The sequence below is a fragment of the Streptomyces sp. NPDC034043 genome (assembly GCF_055575675.1).
The window spans coordinates 232,325-255,938 of sequence record NZ_JBVISF010000003.1 but is presented as its reverse complement, the minus strand read 5'-3'; the positions used below and the strand labels follow the sequence as shown (position 1 = coordinate 255,938).

24 protein-coding genes are annotated in these 23,614 nt (G+C 74.4%); 8 read left to right on the top strand and 16 right to left on the bottom strand.

All coding sequences use genetic code 11. The features are described from left to right. Positions 1-217 precede the first annotated feature (217 nt). Positions 218-2,302 (top strand): PhoX family protein, encoded by a 2,085-nt coding sequence (locus ACZ51S_RS09665; RefSeq protein ID WP_468480105.1) that lies wholly within the window; start codon positions 218-220, stop codon positions 2,300-2,302. A gap of 47 nt (positions 2,303-2,349) precedes the next feature. Here ACZ51S_RS09665 and ACZ51S_RS09660 read toward each other — a convergent pair whose 3' ends face one another. From ACZ51S_RS09660 to ACZ51S_RS09645, 4 genes are all read right to left on the bottom strand, one after another. Continuing rightward, a complete protein-coding gene (locus ACZ51S_RS09660) occupies positions 2,350-3,606 on the bottom strand; it encodes an ATP-binding protein (protein ID WP_468960400.1) in 1,257 nt (418 codons plus the stop codon). After that, on the bottom strand, positions 3,594-4,304 hold the full coding sequence (locus ACZ51S_RS09655) for a hypothetical protein (protein WP_468960397.1): 711 nt from the start codon (positions 4,302-4,304) through the stop codon (positions 3,594-3,596). The genes ACZ51S_RS09660 and ACZ51S_RS09655 overlap by 13 nt, the downstream gene beginning before the upstream one ends. A 92-nt stretch (positions 4,305-4,396) precedes the next feature. Continuing rightward, on the bottom strand, positions 4,397-6,394 hold the full coding sequence (locus ACZ51S_RS09650; protein WP_468960395.1) for an FUSC family protein: 1,998 nt from the start codon (positions 6,392-6,394) through the stop codon (positions 4,397-4,399). Positions 6,395-6,481: 87 nt separating this feature from the next. Further along, positions 6,482-7,309: a hypothetical protein gene (locus ACZ51S_RS09645; protein WP_468480109.1), complete on the bottom strand. Its 828-nt coding sequence runs from the start codon at positions 7,307-7,309 to the stop codon at positions 6,482-6,484. 162 nt (positions 7,310-7,471) lie between these two features. Here ACZ51S_RS09645 and ACZ51S_RS09640 point away from each other — a divergent pair, with 162 nt between their 5' ends. Next, positions 7,472-7,885: a hypothetical protein gene (locus ACZ51S_RS09640; protein WP_468480110.1), complete on the top strand. Its 414-nt coding sequence runs from the start codon at positions 7,472-7,474 to the stop codon at positions 7,883-7,885. A gap of 65 nt (positions 7,886-7,950) precedes the next feature. Here ACZ51S_RS09640 and ACZ51S_RS09635 read toward each other — a convergent pair whose 3' ends face one another. From ACZ51S_RS09635 to ACZ51S_RS09615, 5 genes are all read right to left on the bottom strand, one after another. Then, positions 7,951-8,211 (bottom strand): hypothetical protein, encoded by a 261-nt coding sequence (locus ACZ51S_RS09635; protein ID WP_468801409.1) that lies wholly within the window; start codon positions 8,209-8,211, stop codon positions 7,951-7,953. Between the two features lie 57 nt (positions 8,212-8,268). Then, positions 8,269-8,568: a hypothetical protein gene (locus ACZ51S_RS09630; protein ID WP_468960393.1), complete on the bottom strand. Its 300-nt coding sequence runs from the start codon at positions 8,566-8,568 to the stop codon at positions 8,269-8,271. 148 nt (positions 8,569-8,716) lie between these two features. Further along, the gene (locus ACZ51S_RS09625) at positions 8,717-9,301 is read right to left on the bottom strand and encodes a class F sortase (protein ID WP_468885578.1); all 585 of its coding nucleotides are present in this window, start codon (positions 9,299-9,301) and stop codon (positions 8,717-8,719) included. 209 nt (positions 9,302-9,510) lie between these two features. Then, a complete protein-coding gene (locus tag ACZ51S_RS09620) occupies positions 9,511-10,521 on the bottom strand; it encodes a PucR family transcriptional regulator (protein ID WP_468478099.1) in 1,011 nt (336 codons plus the stop codon). Positions 10,522-10,650: 129 nt separating this feature from the next. Continuing rightward, complete coding sequence (locus tag ACZ51S_RS09615) at positions 10,651-10,896, bottom strand: hypothetical protein (protein WP_388933085.1); 246 nt, start codon at positions 10,894-10,896, stop codon at positions 10,651-10,653. Positions 10,897-11,111: 215 nt separating this feature from the next. On the opposite strand from ACZ51S_RS09615, the gene ACZ51S_RS09610 reads away from it, so the two are divergent. Next, the gene (locus ACZ51S_RS09610; protein ID WP_468478033.1) at positions 11,112-11,570 is read left to right on the top strand and encodes a histidine phosphatase family protein; all 459 of its coding nucleotides are present in this window, start codon (positions 11,112-11,114) and stop codon (positions 11,568-11,570) included. A 78-nt stretch (positions 11,571-11,648) separates the two neighbouring features. Here ACZ51S_RS09610 and pucL read toward each other — a convergent pair whose 3' ends face one another. Both pucL and ACZ51S_RS09600 read right to left on the bottom strand, forming a co-directional pair. Further along, positions 11,649-12,566: a factor-independent urate hydroxylase gene (gene pucL / locus ACZ51S_RS09605; RefSeq protein WP_468478034.1), complete on the bottom strand. Its 918-nt coding sequence runs from the start codon at positions 12,564-12,566 to the stop codon at positions 11,649-11,651. A gap of 271 nt (positions 12,567-12,837) precedes the next feature. Continuing rightward, positions 12,838-14,199: an aminotransferase class III-fold pyridoxal phosphate-dependent enzyme gene (locus tag ACZ51S_RS09600; RefSeq protein ID WP_468478035.1), complete on the bottom strand. Its 1,362-nt coding sequence runs from the start codon at positions 14,197-14,199 to the stop codon at positions 12,838-12,840. Between the two features lie 484 nt (positions 14,200-14,683). Here ACZ51S_RS09600 and ACZ51S_RS09595 point away from each other — a divergent pair, with 484 nt between their 5' ends. Beyond that, positions 14,684-15,133 carry an ATP-binding protein gene (locus ACZ51S_RS09595; RefSeq protein WP_468885584.1) on the top strand — a complete coding sequence of 150 codons (450 nt, stop codon included), beginning with the start codon at positions 14,684-14,686 and terminating at the stop codon, positions 15,131-15,133. Between the two features lie 78 nt (positions 15,134-15,211). On the opposite strand, the gene ACZ51S_RS09590 is transcribed toward ACZ51S_RS09595, so the two are convergent. After that, a complete protein-coding gene (locus ACZ51S_RS09590; protein ID WP_468478037.1) occupies positions 15,212-16,033 on the bottom strand; it encodes a SigB/SigF/SigG family RNA polymerase sigma factor in 822 nt (273 codons plus the stop codon). Positions 16,034-16,345: 312 nt separating this feature from the next. Further along, the gene (locus ACZ51S_RS09585) at positions 16,346-17,536 is read right to left on the bottom strand and encodes an MFS transporter (protein WP_468478038.1); all 1,191 of its coding nucleotides are present in this window, start codon (positions 17,534-17,536) and stop codon (positions 16,346-16,348) included. 85 nt (positions 17,537-17,621) lie between these two features. On the opposite strand from ACZ51S_RS09585, the gene ACZ51S_RS09580 reads away from it, so the two are divergent. Next, positions 17,622-18,599, top strand: a complete 978-nt coding sequence (locus ACZ51S_RS09580; protein ID WP_468960389.1) for an ArsR/SmtB family transcription factor — start codon at positions 17,622-17,624, stop codon at positions 18,597-18,599. A gap of 25 nt (positions 18,600-18,624) precedes the next feature. After that, a complete protein-coding gene (locus tag ACZ51S_RS09575) occupies positions 18,625-19,017 on the top strand; it encodes a TOBE domain-containing protein (RefSeq protein WP_388933105.1) in 393 nt (130 codons plus the stop codon). A gap of 54 nt (positions 19,018-19,071) precedes the next feature. Here ACZ51S_RS09575 and ACZ51S_RS09570 read toward each other — a convergent pair whose 3' ends face one another. Further along, positions 19,072-19,755 (bottom strand): TetR/AcrR family transcriptional regulator, encoded by a 684-nt coding sequence (locus ACZ51S_RS09570; protein ID WP_468801397.1) that lies wholly within the window; start codon positions 19,753-19,755, stop codon positions 19,072-19,074. A gap of 106 nt (positions 19,756-19,861) precedes the next feature. Between ACZ51S_RS09570 and ACZ51S_RS09565 the strand changes: the two genes are divergently transcribed. Continuing rightward, positions 19,862-20,905, top strand: a complete 1,044-nt coding sequence (locus tag ACZ51S_RS09565; RefSeq protein ID WP_468478041.1) for an aldo/keto reductase — start codon at positions 19,862-19,864, stop codon at positions 20,903-20,905. Between the two features lie 25 nt (positions 20,906-20,930). Here ACZ51S_RS09565 and ACZ51S_RS09560 read toward each other — a convergent pair whose 3' ends face one another. After that, positions 20,931-21,830: a sigma-70 family RNA polymerase sigma factor gene (locus ACZ51S_RS09560; protein ID WP_388933115.1), complete on the bottom strand. Its 900-nt coding sequence runs from the start codon at positions 21,828-21,830 to the stop codon at positions 20,931-20,933. Between the two features lie 44 nt (positions 21,831-21,874). Further along, complete coding sequence (locus ACZ51S_RS09555) at positions 21,875-22,840, bottom strand: GlxA family transcriptional regulator (protein WP_468960386.1); 966 nt, start codon at positions 22,838-22,840, stop codon at positions 21,875-21,877. 139 nt (positions 22,841-22,979) lie between these two features. Between ACZ51S_RS09555 and ACZ51S_RS09550 the strand changes: the two genes are divergently transcribed. Further along, positions 22,980-23,573 (top strand): MBL fold metallo-hydrolase, encoded by a 594-nt coding sequence (locus ACZ51S_RS09550; protein WP_388933119.1) that lies wholly within the window; start codon positions 22,980-22,982, stop codon positions 23,571-23,573. The last annotated feature ends 41 nt before the right edge of the window (positions 23,574-23,614 follow it).

Here is a 23,614-nt window from a genome sequence, read left to right as displayed (position 1 = left end):
CCTGCCCAGAGTGGACACGTAAGGTTATCGGCCGCTCGGCTGGAACTTCGGCAGGGGCGCCTTTCGTGGCGCCCGGCTGTCCACCCAACCGTGGCCCTTACCCGAACTTCCCCTCCGCCGTGCCGGGTTCATCCACCGTTCATCCCCGCGCCGCCGCATCGGCGCAACCCGCGCCTAGCGTCACCGCTGATTCGTACCGACACCGGAGGACACCCTCGTGCGCAAGCTCCTGCCGTTCATCGGCAACCCGCATGGCAGCGGCCGTTCCGCTCTCACCTGCCGCTACCGCTGCGGCGACGCATGCTTCCACGAGGTGCCCAACACCAGTGACAACGAGTACGCCGGCGACATCATGGCCCGGGCCTACTCCCGCCGCTCGATGCTGCGCTCCGCCGCGGTCGTCACGGTGGCCACCGCCGCCGGCACCGCCGTCACCCTCGGTGCGGGCGGCGGCCAGAGCGCCAGCGCCGCCCCCGTGCCCGGGGACGAGGCCAGGCGCGCGGGCGAGGCCGCCCGCGGCCTGCGCTTCAAGCCGGTCGCCCCGAACACCGACGACAAGGTCACCGTCCCGGAGGGCCACGAGCAGAACGTGGTGATCCGCTGGGGCGACCCGATCCTCAAGGGCGCCCCCGGCTTCAACCCGGACAAGCAGACGGCCGCCGCCCAGGCCGGCCAGTTCGGCTACAACAACGACTTCCTGAGCCTGCTCCCGCTCGGCGGCGGCTACGAGCGCCAGCAGCTGCTGGTGGCCAACCACGAGTACACCGACGAAAACCTCATGTTCAAGGGGTACGACCCGGCCAACCCGACCCGCGAGCAGGTCGAGATCGCCTGGGCCGCGCACGGCCTGTCCGTGGTCGTCGTCCAGGAGGACCACCGCAGCGGCAAGCTGACCGCGGTCTCCCGCCACCAGCTCAACCGCCGTCTGACCGCCACCAGCGAGTTCAGGATGGCCGGCCCGGCCGCGGGAAGCGCCCTGCTGAAGACCTCGGCCGACCCCACCGGCACCAAGGTGCTCGGCACCCTCAACAACTGCGCCGGCGGCACCACTCCGTGGGGCACCACCCTCCACGGCGAGGAGAACTTCAACCAGTACTTCGGCAACGCCGGGCAGGTCACCGACCCCACCCAGGCCGCCCGTCTGAAGCGCTACGGCGTGACCTCCGGTGCCACCGAGCGCAAGTGGGAGCGGTTCGACAAGCGCTTCGACGTGGCCCAGGAGCCCAACGAGTCCCACCGCCACGGCTGGGTCGTCGAACTGGACCCGTACGACGTGAACTCGGTGCCCCGCAAGCGCACCGCGCTCGGCCGCTTCAAGCACGAGGCCGCGCAGCCGCGCCTGACCGAGGACGGCCGTCCCGTCGTCTACATGGGCGACGACGAGCGCTTCGACTACTTCTACAAGTTCGTCTCGTCGAAGCGGATGAAGAAGGGCGACTCGCGCGCGGCGAAGGAGCACAACCTCACGCTCCTCGACGAGGGCACCCTGTACGTCGCCAAGCTGACCGGTGACTCCCCGGCCGCCCAGATCGACGGCTCCGGCAAGCTGCCCGCCGACGGCGAGTTCGACGGTTCCGGCGTGTGGATCAAGCTCGCGACCGGCAACGTCTCGCACGTCGAGGGCATGACCGCCGAGGAGGTGTACGTCTTCACGCGCCAGGCCGCCGACAAGGTGGGCGCCACGAAGATGGACCGCCCCGAGGACGTCGAGCCGTCCCCGCGCACCGGCCGCGTGTACGTCGCGCTGACCAACAACACCGACCGCGGCAAGCCCGGCAAGGCCGAGGGCGCGACCGAGGCCAACCCGCGCAACCTGAACAAGCACGGCCAGATCCTGGAGCTCGCCGAGAACTTCGACGACCCGGCCGGCGACGGGTTCGCCTGGCGGCTGTTCCTGGTCGCCGGTGACCCGAACGACCCGGCGACCTACTTCGCCGGCTTCCCGAAGGACAAGGTCAGCCCGATCTCCTGCCCGGACAACGTGGCCTTCGACCCGCACGGCAACCTGTGGATCTCCACCGACGGCAACCAGCTCGGCTCCCACGACGGCCTGTTCGGCGTCGCGACCGCGGGTGAGCGCCGCGGCGAGCTGAAGCAGTTCCTGACCGTCCCGCGCGGGGCCGAGACCTGCGGCCCGGTCATCCAGGACAAGCGCGTCCTCGTCTCGGTGCAGCACCCGGGCGAGATCGACGGCGCCTCCGTGGAGAAGCCGCAGTCGGTGTGGCCCGACGGGCCGGGCAAGCTCGTCCGCCCGGCGGTGGTGTCCGTGTGGCGCAAGGACGGGAAGAACATCGGCGTCTGACCGCCCCGGTGCGGAGGCTGACCGGCCGGCCGTCGTCCCCCGGCCGGTCAGCCCGGCTCCGGCAGCCGCCCCACCGGCAGCCGGAGCGTCGTCAGCGCACCCCCGTCTTCGGCGTTGGCGAAGCTCAGCCCGATCTCCAGTACCGCCGCCTGGCCCGCCGCGATCGTCAGGCCCAGTCCGTGGCCGCGGCCGCGGCCCGGGTCCCCGGTGCGGAACCGCTTGGGACCCCGCTCGATCAGCTCGGCGGGATAGCCGGAGCCGTGGTCGCGGATCACCACCACCGGGCCGTCGACGGTGACCTCCACCGGCGGCCGCCCGTGCTTGTGGGCGTTGGCCAGCAGGTTGGCCAGGATCCGGTCGAAGCGCCGCCGGTCGGTGAAGACCACCGCGTCCCGCAGGATGCGTACCTCGGCGGGCAGCCCGGTCCCGGCGACGGCCCGTTCCACGGACCGGCCCAGCTCCATCCGGGCCAGGTCGGCGCGCTCCACCCCGGAGTCCAGGCGGGAGATCTCCAACAGGTCCTCGGTGAGCAGGTGTAGGGCCTTGAGCCGGTCGTTGATCATCTCTTTCGGCCGGCCCTCCGGCAGCAGCGAGGCGGCGGCCAGCGAACCGGTCAGCGGGGTGCGCAGCTCGTGCGCCACATCGGCGGTGAACCGCTTCTCGGCGTCCAGCCGCTCCTGGAGCGAGGCGGCCATCGAGTCCAGGGCCAGCGCGACGTCCCGTACCTCGTCGCGGTGGCGGCGGCGGCCGGAGCCGGTGTCCACGGCGAGACCCACCCGGGCGTCCAGGTCCCCGGCGCTGATCCGGCGGGCGACGGCGGCGACCGTCACGAGCCGGCGGCTGATCCGGTCGGCGAGGAACACGCCCGCCAGGGCCACCGCCCCGGCCGCGAGCGCCGAGGAGGCGAGGATCGCGGTGTCGATGTCGCGCAGCCGGTCGCGGGTGGCGCCGTACGGGATCCACACCGCCAGCGCCTTCCGGTCGGCGGGGGCGGCGGCCCACATGACGGGCTCGCCGTCGTGGGTGCCGACCATGCTGCCGGTCCGTCCGCGTGCGACGAGCTCGCGCAGCGGGCGGGGCAGGCCGGGCGGGTCCAGGGCGACGTTCACGTCCCCGTGCGAGGTGCCGTACTCGTAGTGGCCGAGGGCGTGGTCGAGGTCCCGTTCGACGTCCTTGCGGATCTCGCCGACCACCTGCCGCGAGACCACGTTGTGCACCAGGATCCCCAGGGCGGCGGCCACCGCGCAGCACACCAGGGTGATGGTGAGGGCGATCTTCCAGCGCAGGCTGCTCAGCGGGCGCATCGGAACCGTCCCTCGCCCAGCGGGACGTCCGAGACGGCCGGGCAGTCGTCGAGGGTGAGCTGGGACAGGCTCATGCTGCGGGCCTGGGGGTCCCACACATAGTCGGAGACGGAGATGTAGGCGGGGTTCGAGGTCGGCTCGCGGACCGCGAGGTGCTCGGCGGCGACCTCCACCCCTTCGAGCACCGCGCGCCGGGACAGGATCCGGGCGATCCGGCCGTCGCCCCGGACGGTGTAGACGCGCAGTTCGCTGACCCGGCCGTCCACGTCGAGGGCGGTGATCAGCTCCTCCTTGCCGTCTCCGGTGAGGTCGTGGAGGACTCCGGGGCGGACGGGGCAGTACGGACCGCCGTCCACAGCCTGTGTGCAGAGGGTGAGCCGCTGGACGGCGCGGGGATCGACGAGCCGGCCCGTGCCGGCGTCGGCGGCGGCGGCCGAGGTGATGTCGGCCCGTACGACGCCCAGCGCGTCCACCCCGCGCATGCCCGGCCCCTTCGGCTCGGGGAGCCCGGGCACCACGGCGGCCGCGCCGGGCTGCTGTCCGGGGCCCGGCGGGTCGGGGCGGTAGGCCTTCCACAGGCTCTGCGGGGCGTGGGCGGTGCCGAGGTCGCCGGCGCTGCGCAGTCCTTCCGCGTCGGCGCAGCCGGCCGTGGCCGCCAGGAGGGCGGCGAGGGCGGCCAGGCGGTGGGGGCTGCGCATGTACCCGATGCTGCCCCGCCACCGGCCTCCCGGCCCGGTCACTGCTCCATCCGGGCGGCCCTTCCGTGCGGCGGCCCGGCGCGTCAGGCGCCTCATGCAGGGCGGTGGGAGATGGCGCGGGCCGCCGCCAGTTCCTGCCGTACGGGGGCCAGGACTCCGGTCTCGTCGTCCTCCGGGGGCGTGTCCACGCGGACCGGGACGGGGCTGCTGCGGACGTCCCCGGCCAGTTCGCGGAGCTGCCGCGCGATCCGGTCGACCTCGTCCGCCGAGGGCGGGGCGGCGCCGTGGTTGACGCGGACCCGCGCGGCGGTGGTGGCGTCCACGATGCGTTCCAGGGCCACCACCAGCGGCCACCAGGCCGCGGCCCGGGCCCCGGTGGGCGGGGGCTCGGTCAGGGCCCGCTGGAACTCGCTGCGGACCCCGGAGAGGTCGCGGTAGATGCGGCGCCGGGCCTGGAGGCGGGACTGCCGGGCGGCCCGCAGCGCGGCCTCGTCCGCGACGGGGGCGAAGGCGTGCTCCACGTACCCGGCGGCGTCGTCGACGGCGTCGGCGAGCCGGTCCCCGATCCGGGTGTGCCAGCTCTCGGGCCACAGCAGGTAGCCGGCGACCAGGGCGATGGCGCAGCCGATCAGGCTGTCGAGGAGCCGGGGCAGGATGAGGTCGAAGCCCTCGTGGTTGAGCTGGTCCGACAGCAGCAGGATCACCGGGGTGATGGCCGCGGTCTGGAAGGCGTACCCCTTGACGGAGAACGCCGGGATCAGCGCCGCGAGCACCACCATCACCGGTACGTCCCACCAGCCGCGCGGCACCTCGGAGAGGACGGCGGCGGCGAGGACGAGCCCGGCGGCCGTGCCCAGGGCGCGCAGGACCGCCCGGGAGAAGACCGAGCCGAAGTCGGGCTTGAGGACGAAGGTGACGGTCAGGGCCACCCAGTAGGAGCGTTCCACCTCGATCAGGGAGACGAGGGACTGGGCGAGGCCGATGCACAGGGCCAGGCGCAGCCCGTACCGCCAGGAGGCCTCGGACAGCATCATGTCGCGCACCCCGCGACGGGCCCGCACGCGCAGGGAGGCCGGCCGGCCGAGGCGGTCGTCGACGTTGTACGGGTCCGGCTCGGTGAGGTGCACGATGACCGCCGCGTGCCGCAGCGCGGAGTCGATGGCCCGCTCGGACGGGGTGTGCGGGGCGGGCAGGTCCAGGACGGGGGTGCCGGTGCGGCCCTCCTCGACGGCCGCGGCCAGTTCCCGTACGGCCGCCGGGATCCCGGGCGCCGGCGGGCGGCCCCGCAGGTGTACGGCGGGCGCGGCCTCCACGAGCGGGATCAGCACGTTCAGCTGGGCCAGCATCCGCACCAGGGAGGGGCTGCGCCCGTGCACCCGTGCGCGGCGGCCCAGGACGAGGTCGTAGGCGTGGTCGAGGGCATGCGTGACCTGTTGGCGGCGTTCGTCGTACGCGGCCTGGGGTCCGCCGCAGGCTTCGAGCGCGTCGGCCAGCGCCCGGTAGGCGGCCCCGACGGCGGACCGTTCGGGCCGGCGGCCTCGTACGGGCCAGCCCAGCAGGGTCAGGGCGAGCACGAACAGGCCGCCGGTGGTGAGCAGCAGCGGCGCGGTCCACCAGGGCTGGGGCATCGGCAGACCGGCCCCGACGACGGCGTTGAGCAGGAGCAGCAGCCCGGACACGGAGGCGACCGTGCCGATCGAGGAGATCATCCCGGAGAGGAGGGCGATCAGGGTGAGGACGGCGACGGCCAGCCAGCCGCGCCCGTAGACGAGGGTGCCGAGGGCGACCCCGACGGCGCCGAGTGCCTGCGGGACGGCGATGTTCAGGACCCGCATCCGGTAGGCGTCGGCGGTGTCGCCGATCACCCCGGCGAGGGCGCCCATGGATACGAGGGCCCCGTACTCGGGCTCGTCGAGGGCGAAGCCGACGGCGAGCGGGGCGGCCATCGCGATCCCGGCGCGGGCGGCCGCGGCCCAGGGGATGCGGCCGCTGCTGGGCCGCAGTCCCGCGAGCAGCCAGGCGGGGGGAGCCAGGGGGCGGGGGCGTGGCCGGCCGGGCGGTATGTGCTCGGTGCGTCGTTGGGTGGTCATTCCGCTTCCGTGTCGCCGCTCTTCCGTGTCACCGCTCGCGAATCGGTCGTTCTGGGGAGTTCTGCGGAGGATGGGTACCTTCCGAGCTTATGGGGTGCGGCGTAGCCGGCCCATCAGCCATGCGGTCAGCGCGGTGGCCAGTCCGAGGGCGAGGACCACCCAGGCGGTGGTCCGCAGGAAGGCGGTGAGCGCGTCGTACACGGCCGCGGCGGCGGGCCGGTCGATGTCGGCGGGCAGGTCGTCGAGGGTGATGCGGCGGCAGACGCCCACCGCCGCCCACAGCAGCAGGGCTCCGGCCGCGAGCCCGGCGCCGGTGGCGAGGAGGGCCCGCCGGCGCCGGACGGCGACGGCCACGGCCGCCACGGCGAGCAGCACCGTGAGCACGGGAAGCCATACTCCGGCGATCTGGAGGGCGTGGAACCCCTCCCGGAGTGCGCCGAGGTTGTCGTACTCCATGACCTTCACGGAGAGGTGGGTCTCCGGGATGCGGTCGGCGAAGGGCACGTCGTCCGCCACCAGTTCCTCCTTGACCTGCGCGATCACGGGTGCGAGGTCGACGGTGACGGCGTCACCGCGGCCGGTCTCCAGGGCGTCGAGGAAGGCGGTGTGCGCCGCCCGGTTCGCGGTCTCCCAGGCCGTCCGGTAGGCGGGGGTACCGGTGAAGGAGTGCAGGGCCTCGCCGATCAGGGCGTCGACGGCGCCCTGGAAGGGGCCCGCGTCGATCTGCCCGGACAGGGCCCGGGTGGCCTGGGCGGCGACCACCTCCTGGACGGCCGGGTCCTTGGCGAGCGGGGCCATGGCCGCGGTGTAGTGGTCGGCGTCACCCAGCCGGCGGTCGCCCCAGTACGCGACCGCGCTCGCGGGCACGAGCAGGGCCACGAGCACGATGAGGGCCGCCGACAGGTAGGTGCGCACGTCACCAGGGAAAGCGGACGCGGCGTGCGGCGCCACCCCCGCTGCTGCGTCCGGGGCCCGGATTCCCTCCCGGGACCGGGCGGGAACCGCCCGGACGGGTGATCCACTTGCCGGTCCCGGGTGCCGGGTGTGCCCTTGAGGGTGGAAGAGAGGAGCCCCGCCATGGCACATGCGGCACCCACCGCCCACCGGCGGCACCGCCCGATGACGTCGGCGGACGCGCGCCGGCACACCGACCGCGGCGCCCTGATCCGCGCGCTGCTCATGGGCCTCGTCTACGGGGTCTGGGCGGCCTTCATCCAGCGTCAGACGGGCCCGGTCGACGCGGGCAACGTGTTCTACGGGATCCTGTGCGGCGCGCTCTTCGCCGCCTGCATGTTCGCGCTCGCGCGGGTCGGCCCCAGGCTGGGGCGGGAGGTGCACGCCACCGCGTACGGGGTGTTCGGCGGCATCGCCGTCGGCTACCTCCACAGCCTGACCCACGCGTCCGTGCTCCGCTCCACCGTGATCGGCCTGTTCGTGGCGTTGGGCGTCGGACTCACGGCGTTCTACCGGTATTACACGCGCGAGGACTGAACCGGGCCCGGCGCCGGTTCCCGCACCCGCTGGGAGGGCGCGGGAACCGGCGCCGTCATGTGTCGTTACGCCGCCGAACCGGCGGTGTCCTGCCGCGGTTCGCTCCCGGCGCCGGCTGCCGCCGCGCCGCCGGTCTTCGGCGCGCCGGCGGTCGCGGGCTGCGGGACGCTCCGGTCGGCGTGGCGGTCGGCGGCGTGGCGGTCGGCGGCGTGGCGGTCGCCGGCCGGGCGGTCCGGGGCGGCGGCCTCCTGCCGGGCCGGCGGCGAGAAGCGGGCGACCTCGGCGCGGAGCATGGCGTTCAGGGCGGCGTACGGGTCGATGGGCATGACGGAACCTCACGGTGGCTCGGGGGTGTGGGGGGTCGTTCACGCTGCTCGGCCCGCTCAGCAGCGCAGGACCATGCTCCGTACCGTCCACCGGGGCAGGGCCGGTGCGGCCGCCCCGTACGAGGCCGCACGGGCGACCTGACCCGCGTGTTTCACGTGAAACATCCGCTGCGGCCACCGCCGTACGGCCGGGGCCGCGCGCACGGCCGTCCGCAGCGCCGCCCGGCCGACGGCGTCCCCGGCCGGATCCGACTGTCCCTCGGTGGGGTCGGCCGGTGCCGAGGAGGCGGGGCGGGACTCCCCGCCGGCCGTGGCCGCCGTCGCCGGACCGGCGCCGAACAGACACAGCAGAGCCACGCAGGCCACTGTCAGGGCCCGCGCCAGTGGCGTCCGCGCGTACCGCGCACCGTTCATGGGGCCTGCATGCCCCGACACGCCGTACGGCTCTCCGTTGATCCCCGAGAAGCCGCCGACCGGGGGACGAAGACACCCCCCAACGGCCGACTCAGCCGGTGCGCCGGGGACCCGTCAGCCGGGCCAGGACGGAGGTCTCGCCGCTGACCAGCCGCAGCCGGGCGATACCGGTGTCCCCGGCCGGCGCCGCGACCGGGTGCGGGGAGACCCGCTCGACGGTGAACACCGCCGTACGGTGGTCCGCGCGCGGGATCTCGATCACGCGGCCGCGCCGCAGTCCGGCGAGCGGGATCCCGTGACCGGTGACCACGGCGGTGCCGGCGGATCCGGGAGCCGGGCCGTCGATGTCCCAGCCGGCCCTGCCCTCACCGTCCTGCGGGCCCGCGGCCAGCGGGAGGTCCACCCCCAGAGCGGGGATGCGCAGCCGCAGCGGCCGTGAGGCCCGCATCGGCGGGGCGGACACCGTCCGGCGTTCCGCTCCGGGAGCCCGCGCACCGGCGTGCTCCAGCCCGCGTACGAGGCGGCGGTGCCCGGACAGGCCCAGTGCCCGGGAGGGCAGCGCGTCGGTGACGCTCGCGGTGGCGGGCTCCGCGCCCGCGCTGCCGCGCAACAGGCCGATCCCGGTGCAGAGCAGAGTGACCGTCAGGGCGGCGGCGGCCCACCGGGCGCGGGACATGGCATTCCTCCTGTCCGGCTCGGGCGGCCGGTCCTGGGAGCAGTGGACCGCTCCCCGCCCGCCCGCACATCGCCGCCCGCCCCGGAAATGACGGCGCGTCACGTGCCCTTCGCCGCCCGGCTCTCCCGTCCTCCCAGCTGGCGGTGGGTGTGCCGGCCGTACACGCCCGACCGGGCGGCTACGCCCGAAGGGGTGAGGGGTGAAGGCGGTTACAGCGCGCGGGCGGGCCAGTCCAGCAGCCGGGCTCCGATGACGGCCGTCTGGAGGGTGTAGCGCTGCACGGGGTCCCCCGGGTCGGTGCCCGTCAGCCGGTGGATCCGCTCCAGCCGGTAGGTCAGCGCCCGCACGCTCAGGTTGAGCCGCCGGGCCGCCTCCGCCGCCACGCACCCGGAGTCGAAGTACGCGGTCAGGGTGTCCAGCAGGGGCGCCGCCCCGCCCCGCCCGGCCCGCAGCGGCCCGAGCGCGGTCAGCACCAGTTCGGCCATCGCCGCCCGGTCGCGGGTCAGCACCGGGAAGACCAGCAGGTCGGCGGCGCGCAGCAGCGGGCCCCCGAGGCCGAGCCGGTCCGCGACGCCGAGCGCGTCCAGGGCCTCCGCGTACGAGACCGCGACCCCGCCCGGGCCCGGATGCGGGCGCCCGACCGCGACGAGCGCCCGGCCCGCGGACTCGGTGTGCAGGAGCTGCGCGAAGTGGGCCAGGACCCCGTCCTGGTCGCCCGGCGCCACGCAGACCAGCAGGCCGTCCTTGGTGGCGAGCAGGAAGGCGCGGTCCCCGGAGCACCGGGTGAGGGCCGACTCCATCCGGTGCTGTTCCGGGCCCCCGTCCTCGTACGGCCCGGGGCCGCGTGCGACGGCCACCGCGTGCGTCGGCGCCGGGCGCAGTCCGAAGCGGGCGGCGCGTTCACCGAGGCGGGCGGGGTCGCCGCCGGCGAGCAGCAGGTCGTCGACGAACTCCCGGCGGGCCGCCGTTTCCCGGTGCGCGGCCGGCCCGTGGGCCCGTTCGTACCCTTCGGCGAAGGCGTCCACGGCCTGTTCGACCGCCGCCAGCAGGTGGTCGGGGGCGGGGCGTCCGGCGAGGGCGGTGCGGGTTGCGGCGAGGTGCGCCCCGATGAGGTGCCGCAGGCCGTGACCGGCCCCGGCGGCCTGCTCGCCGAGTGCCCGGCGGGCGTCGAGTTCCGCGGGGTCCGGGCCCCGGCCGGTGGCCGAGACGCCCGCGAGCATGCGTACGTACCCGTCCAGATACTCCTCGGGTATGTCCCGCCCTGACCCCACACCAGCTCCCCGGCTCGTCCGACCCCCATTCTCACCCGGACCAAGATCAACTACTGGCCGGGGAGGAGGCGGGGGTGCTCAGACCACCACCAGCGCCACCGTCGCCGCCCCCATGAGGGCGGCGGCGAGGTGCATCGCGGAGTGGCCGTAGTCCCCGAACCAGAGCTGGCGGGCCAGTCCGCCGAGGGCGGCCAGGGCGCCGATCACACCGATCTGGGCGAGGAGGGTGGCGGCGGTGAAGGGTGCCAGGATCAGCAGTACCGAGTTCAGCCAGAACGGCGCGGCGCCGGTCCAGCCCCGCCATTCCCGGATCGCGGACTGCATCGCCGGCTCCCACCTCCACACCCGTCACACGCGCAACAGGCGTGTCTCGCTCAACTCATCGGCTGTACAGCCTCCTTGGGTGCGGCTGCCGGGGCAAGTGCGCGTTCGGCTAGAAACCTGAGGGACCAGGCCGAAAGTCGTCCACCGCGTCACCGGGACGGCGAGCGGCGCGAGACGGAACACTCCCGCCCGTGGCGCGGGCCTACGCTCCCCGGATGGCATCCGTACGCGTACACCTCACCACCCCGCCGCTCGAGGACGCCGCCCGTCGGGGGCGGTTCGGGTACGGGGAGCCCTGCCCGGGCCGTGAGGGCCTGGCCGCTCCGGCCATGGGGGACTGGGCGGGCCGGACCATCGAAGAGGTGGCCGCCGAGGACCCGGAGGGGATCCGCAGCTGGCTCACCGAACCGGAGTACGCGCCCCCCGGCGGCGGTGAGCCGCTGGCCGCGCTCCTCGGCCGGACGGGTGCGTACCTGCGGGTCCTGGTCCCCGGACGGCACCACGCGGTGGTCGCGCAGGCCGTCGTACGCGCGGCCGTGGTGGCCGCCCTGGAGCTGCCGGCCGCGGCCTTCTGGCGGCTCGACGTACGGCCCGACACGGTGACGTTCCTCAGCGGGCGGGCGGGCCGCTGGAACCTCCTGGTGGGACGGCCCGCGGCGGAGGACCGGGGGTGAGCCCCGGCGGGAAGCAGGACGGCCCGGACCCCGCGACGCGGTCCGGGCCGGCTGGACGGCACCGCGGCCGGAGACGGATCAGGCGACGATCCAGTCGGAGGTCGCGATCACCGGCTGCACGCCGTCACGGTGGACGGTGCCCTCGATCAGGCCGTACATGCGGTCCGCCGCGAAATAGACCTCGTTGTCGTTCTTGAGGCCGAAGGGCTCCAGGTCGACCAGGAAGTGGTGCTTGTTGGGCAGGTTGAGGCGCACCTCGTTGACCTTGGGGCAGTTGTCCAGCACCCGCTCGGCCATCTGGTTCAGGGTCTGCTGGAGCGAGTAGGAGTACGTCTCCGCGAAGGCCTCGAGCATGTGCTTGCGGACCTTCTTGTACGACTGGTCCCAGTCGTGCCCCGCGTCGTCACCGGCCAGCGCCGAGTGCGCCCAGCGGGCGGTGACCTTGGTCGCGAGGATGCGGTCGTACGCCTCCTTGAGCGTCGTGTACTCGTCCTTGATGTAGCCGTGGAACTCGGAGTTGGTCGAGTTCATCACCGTCAGGTCCTTCAGACCCGAGATCACCTGGAGACCGGTGGTCTCGCTGTAGGTGACCTGCGCGGTGCGCACCTCCTGGCCCTTGCGGACGAAGGAGTGCTGCTCCTTGCGGGTCGGGACGGGGATCCGCTCCCAGGCGAACTCCTCGATGCGGATCTGCGCCTCGCGGATCGGGGCCTGTGAGGAGACGAAGTGCTTCGCGAGCAGGATGCCGAAGGCCTCGGGGGAGGCGATGCCGTGTTCCTTGCCGAAGGCGTACACCGTGTTCTTGGTGGTGTCGGTCGGCAGGCAGTTGGCGTTGTCACCGGTCAGGTGGACGTCGCGGAACTCGCCGCGCAGGGCCACCGAGACGTTCAGGTCGCGGATCTCGTGCCACGATCCGTCGTTGCCCTTGCGGGTGACCACGACGATGCGGTTCTCGGCCTTGCCGTACTGGTTCTGGCCCAGGACGTGCTTGCTCATGCTGTCTTCCTTCGGGTACTCGGGAACACGGAGTCCGTTGGTCTGGATCCCGTACGCCCGGCGTCCAGCGCCCGCCCTCCTCGAAGGACGTCCCGCTCCCCGCCGTTCGGCCCCGCAGGACCGCCCCGGGACTGACGTGCATCCCGGTCCGTAGGTGCTGAGTCGTACTGAAGTACTGACGGGATTGCACCATGTGTGCGGCGGGTTGACCACCGCACGGAACCTCCCAACACCAGCACCCACGGATTGGGCGACCGCACAAGCTCGCAGGTCAGGCCATGTGCGCGTCCGCGACGGACAGGGCCTCGTCGAGGATCGCCAGTCCCTTGGCCACGTCCTGCTCCGCGATGTTGCAGGGCGGTGCGAGGTGGATGCGGTTCCCGGCGAGGAGGGGCCACAGGCCGGCCTTCTTCAGGGCCGCGCCGAAGGCGGCCATCGGCGCGTTGTCGGCACCGGAGGCGTTGTACGGGACGAGCGGCTCGCGCGTCTCCCCGTCGCGTACGAGTTCCAGCGCCCAGAAGGTGCCCGTGCCGCGGACCTCGCCGACGGACGGGTGCCGGCCGGCGATCTCGCGCAGTCCGGGCCCCAGCAGCTCGGCGCCGGTGCGGGCGGACTGCTCGACGATGCCCTCCTCGGCCATGGTGTTGACCGTCGCGACGGCGGCGGCGCAGGCCAGCACGTGCCCCGAGTACGTCAGCCCGCCCGGGTACGGCCGGCGCGCGAAGGTCTCGGCGATGGCGGCGGAGATGGCGACGCCGCCCAGCGGCACGTAGCCGCTGGTGATGCCCTTGGCGAAGCAGAGGAGGTCCGGGGTGACGTCCCAGTGGTCGGCGGCGAACCAGGCGCCGGTGCGGCCGAATCCGACCATGACCTCGTCCAGGATGAAGACGATGCCGAAGCGGTCGCAGAGCTCGCGCACGCCCGCCAGGTAGCCGGCCGGGGGCACGAGCACGCCGGGGGCGCCGCCGACGGTCTCCAGGATGATCGCGGCGATGGACTGCGGCCCCTCGAAGACGATCGTGTCCTCCAGGTGGCGCAGGGCACGCTCGCACTCCTCGGCCTCGGTGGTGGCGTGGAAGGGCGAGCGGTAGAGGAACGGTCCCCAGAAGTGGACGACGCCCGCGGTCGCGGTGTCGTTGCCGAAGCGGCGGGCGTCACCGGTGAGGTTGATCGCGGTGCTGGTCGCACCGTGGTACGAGCGGTACGCGGACATCACCTTCGGCCGGCCGGTGTGCAGCCGGGCCATGCGTACGGCGTTCTCCACGGCCTCGGCACCGGCGTTGGTGAAGAAGATCTTGTCGAGGTCGCCGGGGGTGCGCTCGGCGATGAGGCGTGCGGCCTCGGAGCGGACGTCCACGGCGAAGCCGGGCGCGAGGGTGCAGAGCCGGTGGGCCTGTTCGGCGATGGCGGCGGCCACCTTGGGGTGCTGGTATCCGATGTTGGTGTAGACGAGCGAGCTGGAGAAGTCGAGGTAGCGGTTGCCGTCGTAGTCCCAGAAGTACGAGCCCTCGGCGCCGGCCACGGCCAGCGGGTCGATGAGCTCCTGTGCCGACCAGGAATGGAAAACGTGCTTCCGGTCAGCTTCTTTGACTGCGTCTTTCACGGCGGCGGTGGCATCGGCTTCTGCGTTCATATATCGAGGGTAGTTGTCCATGATGTGGACGCCGGGGTGCCTCGGGTACGACACCCCGCGCGGGCGACTTGACGGATCCCGGGCCTTGTTCTCGACGGGTCCGGGCGGCCCGCATAGCGTCCCCCGGACCGGCCGCTCCACGGGGGAGAACGGCGGGAAACCCATGGTGGGAGCCCTTCGCGGGTCCGCGCGCCGCCGGGGGCGCCTGAAGAGCCGCCGCCCGGCCGCCCTGCACGCGCCGGGCCCGGCGCCCTCGACGGGCCTTCGAGGCCCCTTCGAGACCGCGCCCCTCCGGACCCGCCGCGTGCGGGCGTCGGGCGGCCGGTGCCGGGCGGCGGCGGAGGGCCCCGCCGTGACCTCTCACCGCCACGCGTCGTGCTTCCGGTGCACACTCGGCAGTAGCGTGGTGCCCGTGCGGGATTTGTCCGTCCCGGCCGGGGGTAGGTGCGGCGCCGGGGGAGCGGTGGCGGAGACAGGAGAGCCTGTGGCGGAGCAGACGCGGCGGCTGGTCCTGGGCGGCGCCACGACAGGGGTCGTAGCCCGGTGCCGGGACTTCACGCGACGGGCCCTCACCGACTGGTCGTGGCCCGAGGGCTCGGAGGCCGAGGAGGACGTGCTCCTGCTGGTCTCCGAGGTGGTCACCAACGCCTGTCTGCACGCGGGCGGGCCGCGCGAACTGGTGCTGCGGCACAGCCCCGGCCTGCTGCGGGCCGAGGTCAGCGACGACAACCCCGAACCGCCCGTGCGCCGGGCGACGCGCGACCGCTCCCGCCCGGGCGGGCACGGGCTGATCCTGCTGGAGCGCCTCGCCAAGAGCTGGGGCTCCGTGCCCGCCGCGGACGGCCGCCCGGGCAAGACGGTCTGGCTGGAGATGACGGCCCCCGGGTCCGCGGTCGCCGCCCCCGCGGCCGAGGGAGGCCTGGCAGGGGCCTGAGCCTGCCCGCCGAGCGGCAGCCGCCCCGGGAGGGGCCTGAACGCCCTGCCCGCCGAGCGGCCCCGCGCGAGGCCGGGTTCACGCGTCGGTGAGGAGGCCGCCGCGCAGGCGGGTCAGGGTGCGGTTCAGCAGCCGGGACACGTGCATCTGGGACAGGCCCAGCCGGGCCCCGATCTCGGACTGGGTCAGCTCCTGCCCGAACCGCAGCGACAGCAGCTCCCGCTCCCGGGCGGGCAGCTCGGCCAGCATGGGCTTGAGCGACTCCAGGCACTCGATCCGGTCGTACGCGGGCTCCTCCTCGCCGATCGAGGACCGCTCCGCGGCCGGGTCGCGCTCGGAGTCCTCCTGCACGGGCGCGTCCAGGGAGCGTGCGGAGTACGCGCTGGCCGCCTTGCGGCCCTCGCTGAACTCCTCCGGCGTGACGTGCAGCTGCTCGGCCATCTCGGCGTCGGTCGGCTCGCGCCCGAGGTCCTGCTCCAGCGCGTCGTGGGCCTTCGCGCTGTCGATCCGCAGCTCCTGGAGGCGGCGGGGGACCTTGACCGCCCAGCTGGTGTCACGGAAGAACCGCTTGATCTCCCCGCTGATCGTGGGCATCGCGAAGGTGGTGAACTCCACCCCCCGCCCGGGGTCGAACCGGTTGATGGCCTTGATCAGGCCGATCGTGCCGACCTGGACGATGTCCTCCATCGGCTCGCTGCGGCCGCGGAAGCGCCTCGCGGCGTACTTCACCAGGCTGAGGTTCAGCTCGACCAGGGTGTTGCGGACGTACGAGTAGTCGGCCGTTCCCTCGTTCAGCTCCGCGAGGCGGTGGAACAGGGCGGTGGACAGCGCCCTGGCCTCGAGGGTGGCCGCGTCCATGCGGTCGTTGCTTTCGGTGTGGTCGCGCTCGGTACGGTCCATTGTTCTGCGCTCCTCCGACGGGCGGTCCCGGGTCGCGGGGCCGAGTCATGCGCTGTGGGCCCTCACCATCCAGGTGGATATACCCGATCAAACCGCCCCATACCCACCCTTTCTCCGGTCCCGTGTTTCACGTGAAACCACGCCCCGGACGAAACCCCTGGTCACCGGGGCAGCACCGGCCCCGCGACGGCTCCGACACCGCGCCGGGGATGAGCAGCCGGCCGGTACGGGGCCGCGTGCGAGGAGCTCCCCCGTGGGCTCCCCGCACGCGACTCCGTACCGGCCGGATACCGCCCCCGCCGTCCGGCGCCCCTACGCCGCCAGCTCGTGCTCCACCCGGGCCGCGACCCGGTGGCGCAGCAGCACGACCGCCGCCGAGCAGAGCAGCCCGCCGACCAGGGCCGTCCACCACAGGGCCGCCGGGCCGGCGCCCGCGTACAGCGCCACGCCCAGCGTCAGCGCGGCGAAGCGGGCGACGCCCCAGGTCCAGCTGAAGGCGCCCTGGTAGCGGCCGCGGGCGTCGGCCGGGGCGAGGCCGGCGATCACCGAGGCCGCGATCCCGGCGACGACCACCTCGCCGAGCGACCAGACGACCACCGAGGCCGTGTAGCCCGCGAGGGTGTCGGCGAGCCCGGTCGCGGCCACTCCGGCGGCGATCAGCACGCTGCCGGCCGCGTGCACCGGCAGCTGCGGCAGCTTGGCGAGACGGGCGGTCACCAGCGGCTGCAGGCCCACCACCAGGACCGCGTTGACGGCGGCCATCGCCCCGTAGGCGGCGGGGGACAGCCCGCTGTCGCGCATGGACAGCGGCAGGGCCACCTCGGTCAGCGAGTACACGAACAGCTGGACGCCGAAGACCGGCAGCAGCACCAGCATCAGCCGGTCGCGCAGCACGACCCCGTAGCCCAGGGTCCGTACGGTCCCGTCCGCCGGGGCCTCCCGGCGCGGCTCGCGCAGCCGGGCCGCCACGACGACCGCGTACACCAGCAGGGTCCCGGCGTCGACGGCGAAGAGCAGCCAGTAGCCGTGGGCGGCGAGGAAGCCGCCGAGCACCCCCGCGACGGCCGTCCCGATGTTGACGCCCCACCCGAACAGCGCGTACGCCCGCTGCCTGCGCTCCCCGTCGACGGTGTCGGCCATCAACGCGTACGTGGCCGGGCCGACCACCGCCGAGGCCGCGCTCAGCAGCAGGGCGGCCGCGCCCATCGTCAGCACGCCCGGCGCGAGGAAGAGCGCGCCCTGTGCCGCCGCGGCGCCCAACAGCCCGATGAGCATCGTCGGACGGCGCCCGATCCGGTCGGCCAGCACGCCGCCGAGCGCGGGTCCGAGCAGGTTGCCCGCGCCGAGCGCGCCGAGGACGTACGAGGTCTCGGTGCCGGTGATCCCCCGGTCGGCCAGCAGGAACACCAGGAACGGGGTGACCAGGTGGCCGAGCCGGTTGACGACCGTGCCGGCGAACAGGGTCCAGACGGTGGGCGGGAGTCCGCGGAAGGTGGAGAGCATGCGAGGAGCCTGCACGCCCGCCCCCGCCCTCCCGAACTGATTAAGCTCAGGCCGAATCCAAGGGGCGGGACGAGGGGGCGCGGCCGTGCGGACGGGCTTGAGTTTTTCGGCGGGAGACCTGGCGCAGACCCGGTTCGCGGTCTCCCCGATGTGGGAGGTCGTCACCAGCTTCCGGCGGCTGCTGGACCCCGCCCCGCCGCACCTGCACCGGAGCTGGGCCGCGCAGGTGCGGCCCCGGATCGCGCGGGCGGGCCTGGGGCGGGGCTGGCTGGCCGAGCTGGTCCCGGTGCGCGGCTACCTGGCGGACTTCCTGAACCCGACCCCGCCCGGGCCCTTCCCGGAACTGTCCGCGGAGCTGCGGGCCGTCCGCGAGACCCGGCCGGAGCAGGTGCGCACCGACCTCGCCGGGCTGGGCGCGGGGGCGGACTACTCGCCCCGGCTGAGGCAGCTGCTGGAGGAGCCGGAGGCGGCGCTGGAGAAGGTCGCGGCGGAGATCGAGGTGTACTGGGAGCTGGCGCTGGCGCCCTACTGGGCGCGGATCCGCCAGGTGCTGGAGGCGGACGTGTTCCACCGTGCCCGCCAGGTCGCCGAGCACGGGACGGCGTCCGTACTGAACGAGCTGCACGAGTCCGTGTGGTGGGACGCGGACACCCTGCGCCTGGTCCGGGCGCACTGCGGGCTGAGCCGCGACCAGTCCGGTGCCGGCCTGCTGCTGGTGCCGTCGGCCTTCGCCTGGCCGCGCGTCCTGACCCGGGCGGTGGCCCCCGACCCGCCCCAGCTGGCCTATCCGGCGCGCGGCGTCGGCACGCTGTGGGAGCCGCGGACCTGCTCCTCCGCCGACGCGGTGGCCGGGGTGCTGGGGCGCTCCCGCGCGCTGCTGCTGGCGGAGCTGGACACCCCGGCGTCGACCACGCAGCTCGCGCGGCAGTGCGGACTGTCCGCGGCCGGGGTGTCGCAGCACCTGACGGCCCTGCGCAACGCGGGTCTGGTCACCGCCCACCGGGCGGGCCGTTCGGTGCTGTACGCGCGCACGGCGATCGCGGATGCCCTCCTCACGGCCTGACCGGGCACCGCCTACGCTGCGGTGCATGGAGTCGTACACGATCGGCCAGGCGGCCCGGCTGCTCGGCGTCAGCAGTGACACCGCCCGCCGCTGGGCGGACGCCGAGCGCTTCCCGACCCGGCGCGAGGGGAACCGCAGGATCGTCGACGGGCCGGACCTCGCGGCGTTCTGCGTCGAGGTGGCGCAGGAGACCGGGGAGGACGGGGAGGGCCCGTACACCTCGGCCCGCAACGCCTTCCCCGGCATCGTGACGGGCATCAGGCTGGGCTCGGTCGCGGCGCAGGTGGAGATCCAGGCGGGCCCGCACCGGGTGGTGTCGCTGCTGACCCGGGAGGCGGTGGAGGAGCTGGGCCTGGAGGTCGGCATGCGCGCCACGGCCCGGGTGAAGTCCACCAGCGTGTTCGTCGACCGCGCCTGACCGCGGGCCGGACCGCCCCGGCCGGACCGCCCCGGAACATCCGGACGTGACGGCCTACGGGGTCCGTACGAAGGCCCCCGCGCGGGCCGCCGCCACCGCCGCCGTGGCCGCCCGGCGGGCAGCGGCCTCGTCCAGCGGGGCGTCGCTGGTCAGCAGCCGGTAGTACAGCGGGGCGGAGACGGCGCGGACCACCTCGGCGGCGTCGGTGCCCCGCGGCAGTTCGCCCCGCGCGACGGCCTCCTCGACGCAGGGCGCCCACTCCGCGACCCGGACCGCGTAGAAGCGGTGCAGGGCCTCGGCCGTCCGGGCGTCGCCCGTGGCGGCGGCGATGACGGCCTTGAACAGGGGGCCCTGGCGCGGGTCGGACAGGGTGCGCCGGACGAGTGCGGCGTTGGCCAGCAGGTCCTCCTCCAGCGAGCCGGTCTCGGTGCGCGGCAGCGACTGTTCGGCCATGTCCGTCAGCAGGTCGGCGACCAGCCCGGCCACGGTGCCCCAGCGCCGGTACACGGTGGTCTTGCCGACCTCGGCCCGCCGGGCGACCTCGGCGAGGTCCAGTCCGTGGAAGCCGTGCTCGGCCAGCATGTCCCCGGCCGCGTCCAGCACGGCGGCCCGTACCCGGGCGGTCCGGCCCCCTGGGCGCACGGTCCCCGGCCCGGCGGACGCGTCCCCGGTGTCCCCGGCGAACCCCGCGTCCCCGGCGTCCGCCGCGTCCCCTCGGGCAGCACTCGGCAATGTCATAACGGGTCCTCGGTTCCATTAGCGGTGTCCAGCTGTTACGTTGAGACCACCTTAAAGGGTCTGCGGTGCCATTACCGCTCGCGCCCGCTCTCGGGAGGACTCCGTCATGGAATACAGGCAGCTCGGCGCGTCCGGCCTCAAGGTCCCCGCCCTCAGCTTCGGAGCCGGCACCTTCGGCGGCCGGGGCCCCGTCTTCGGCGCCTGGGGCAGCACCGACGCCCAGGAGGCGCGCCGGCTGGTGGACATCTGCCTGGAAGCGGGCATCACCCTGTTCGACACCGCCGACGTCTACTCGGCGGGCGCCTCGGAGGAGGTCCTCGGCCAGGCCGTCAAGGGCCGCCGGGACCAGGTGCTGATCTCCACCAAGGCGGGCCTGCCCACCGGTGACGGCCCGGGCGAGTACGGAACCTCCCGCTCTCGCCTCATCGGGGCGGTCGAGGACGCCCTGCGCCGGCTCGGCACCGACCGGATCGACCTCTTCCAGCTGCACGGCTTCGACGCCGCCACCCCCGTCGAGGAGGTGCTGGCCACCCTTGACCAGCTCGTCCGCTCCGGCAAGGTCCGCTACGTCGGCGTCTCCAACTTCGCGGGCTGGCAGCTGATGAAGTCCCTGTCCGCGGCCGAGAGGCACGGCTTCCCCCGCTACGCGGCCCACCAGGTGTACTACTCCCTCATCGGCCGGGACTACGAGTGGGAGCTGATGCCGCTCGCCCACGACCAGGGCGTCGGCGCGATGGTGTGGAGCCCCCTCGGCTGGGGCCGCCTCACCGGCAAGCTGCGCCGCGGCAGCCCGCTGCCGGCCGGCAGCCGGCTGCACGAGACGGCCGACTACGGCCCGCCGGTGGAGGACGCACACCTCTACGACGTGGTCGACGCCCTCGACGGGATCGCGGAGGAGACCGGCCGGACCGTCCCGCAGGTGGCCATCAACTGGCTGCTGCGCCGCCCGACCGTCTCCACCGTGCTCGTCGGCGCCCGCAACGAGGAGCAGCTGCGGCAGAACATCGGTGCCGTCGGCTGGGAGCTGACCCCGGAGCAGGTGGCCCGGCTCGACGCCGCCAGCCACCGGCCGGCGCCGTACCCGTACTTCCCGTACGAGCGCCAGGAGGGCTTCGCCCGCCTCAACCCCTCGCTGCTGGCGCGCGGGTGACCGTACCGGCCGGCGGCCGGGGCGCTCACTCCTCCAGCGCGCCGCCCCACTCCAGGCGGGCGAGGCGCTCGGGGTCGGTGAGGATGTCCAGGGCGGTGATCAGTCCGCCCCGGATCGTGAAGGCCATCACCGACACCGGGCGGCCGTCCTCCGCCAGGGAGAGCACGCCGGGGGTGCCGTTGACCAGCACCGGGCGCCCGGCGCGGGCGAACCGGGCGAACGTGATCGCCTGCGAGGCCACCTCCGCCGCACCGCGCCGCAGCAGACCGGGCAGCAGCGCGCCGCCGTCCGAGCGGGCCACGACATCGGGGTCCAGGACGGCGACGAGGGCGTCGAACTCCCCGCCCCGGGCGGCCGCCAGGAACGCGTCGACGACCTCCTGGCGCCGGGCCGGGTCCGAGTCGGGGGCCGGAGCGGCCCCCTGGACGCGGCGCCGCGCCCGGCTGGCGAGCTGGCGCGTGGAGGCCGCCGTCCGGCCGAGGACCGGGGCGATCCCCTCGAAGGGCACGGCGAACAGGTCGTGCAGGACGAAGGCGAGCCGCTCGGCCGGCGACAGGGTGTCCAGTACGACCATCAGGGCCATGCCGACCGAGTCGGCCAGCAGCACCTGCTGCTCCGGGTCGGCCCGGCCGGGCAGGCCGATGACCGGATCGGGCAGCCGGACCGGCCCGTCCCCGGCCTCCAGCGGCTCCTCCCGCCGCGTGGTGCGCGACCTCAGCATGTCCAGGCACACCCGCCCGACCACCGTGGTCAGCCAGCCGCCCAGATTGGCGACCTCGCCGGCGTCGGAGCGGTTCAGCCGGAACCAGGCCTCCTGGACGGCGTCGTCGGCATCGCTGAGCGAGCCCAGCATCCGGTAGCCCACCGCACGCAGGTGCGGCCGGTGCTCGTCGAACCGCCGTGCCAGATCGTCCTTCGCGTTCACCTGTCCGGTCCCCCCGTAGTGATCTCCGCCTGTTCCAGGGGACGTTAACCCCTCGCCGGGGTACGGCTGAAGGCCCTGCGGTAGGAGCGGGGCGGCACCCCGCGGCGCCGCACGAACTGCTCGCGCAGGACCGCCGCGCTGCCGAAGCCGACCAGCCGGGCTATCTCCTCGACCGGCAGGTCCGTGGTCTCCAGCAGCTCCTCGGCACGGCTGAGCCGCAGCCCGAGCAGCCAGGCGTGCGGGGTGGTGCCGGTCGAGGCCGCGAAGCGGCGGGCGAAGGAACGCCTGCTCATCAGGGCCCGGCGGGCCAGCTCGGCCACCGGCAGCGGCTCGTGGAGGTGCGCACGGGCCCACGCCAGCACCTCGGCGAGCTTCTCGTCCCGGCAGTCCTCCGGGACCGGCGTCGCCAGGTACTGGGCCTGTCCGCCGTCGCGGTGGGACGGCAGCACCAGGTCCCGGGCGATGGCGTTGGCCGTGGTGGCGCCGTACTCCCGCCGCAGCAGGTGCAGGCACAGGTCGAAGCCGGCGGCGGCGCCCGCGCCCGTGACGATCCGGCCCTCGTCCACGTACAGGGAGTCGGGCTCGACGCCGACCGCCGGATGCCGCTCGGCCAGCAGGCCGGCGAACCGCCAATGGGTGGTGGCCCGGCGCCCGTCGAGCAGCCCGGCCGCGGCGAGCGCGAAGGCCCCGACGCAGTGCGCGGCCACCAGCGCGCCCCGCGCGTACGCGGCGGCCAGCGCGTCCAGCACCGCGGACGGCGGCGGCGTGCGGAAGCCGGCCCAGGGCAGGGCGATCACCAGGTCGGCCGAGGCCAGCCGGTCCAGGCCGTGTTCGACCATCAGCGGCAGCCCGACGTCGCTGCGCACCGCGCCGGGCCGGTCCGTGCAGAGGGCGAAGTCGAACCGGGGCAGGCCCTGGCCGCGCTCGTCGAACACCTCGGAGACGATCCCGGCCCCGAGCATCCCGACCCCGGGCGGGGCGTACGCGGCGACGGACACGAAGGGCGGCATGCGGGCAGTCTGGCACGCGCCCCGCGCACGGCCCCCAGCGCGCCCGGGGCGCACCCCCCCGCCCGCGTGGCACGATTCCCGCGATCAGTGGCAGTACGGCCACTCGTGAAGTGCCGCGTCTCCGCGAAGACTTGGGGGCATGACGAACGCACCGCTCGGCCGCAGCGCCCGCTTCCGCATCCTGACCACCGGCTACACCCTCTCCACCGGCCCCGGCGTGGCCGCCACGGTCTCCTACGCCCGCGACGGGGACCGCCACGTGATCGTCGACCCCGGCATGGTGGCCGGCCGCGACCGGATCCTCGGCCCGCTCGCGGAGATGGGGCTCGGCCCCGACGACATCACCGACGTGGTGCTGAGCCACCACCATCCCGACAACACGATGAACGTCGGCCTGTTCGGCCACGCCCGCGTGCACGACCACAAGGCGATCTACGAGAACGACCAGTGGACCGACCGTGACGCCGAGGGCTACGAACTGACCCCCGCGCTCCGCCTCATCCGCACCCCGGGCCACAGTCGTGAGGACATCACGCTGCTCGCGGGCACCGACGAGGGCGTCGTGGCCTTCGTGGGCGACCTGTGGTGGCGTCCCAACGGCCCGGTCGACGACCCGGTCGCCCCGGACCACGACGTCCTGCGGGCCTCCCGGGAGCGGGTGCTCGCGGCCGCGGACGTGATCGTCCCCGGCCACGGCCCCGCCTTCCCGGCGGACGACAGCGCACCGCTGTAGAGGTGCCCGCCGGATCAGCCGGCCGTCTCCGCGCGGGCGGC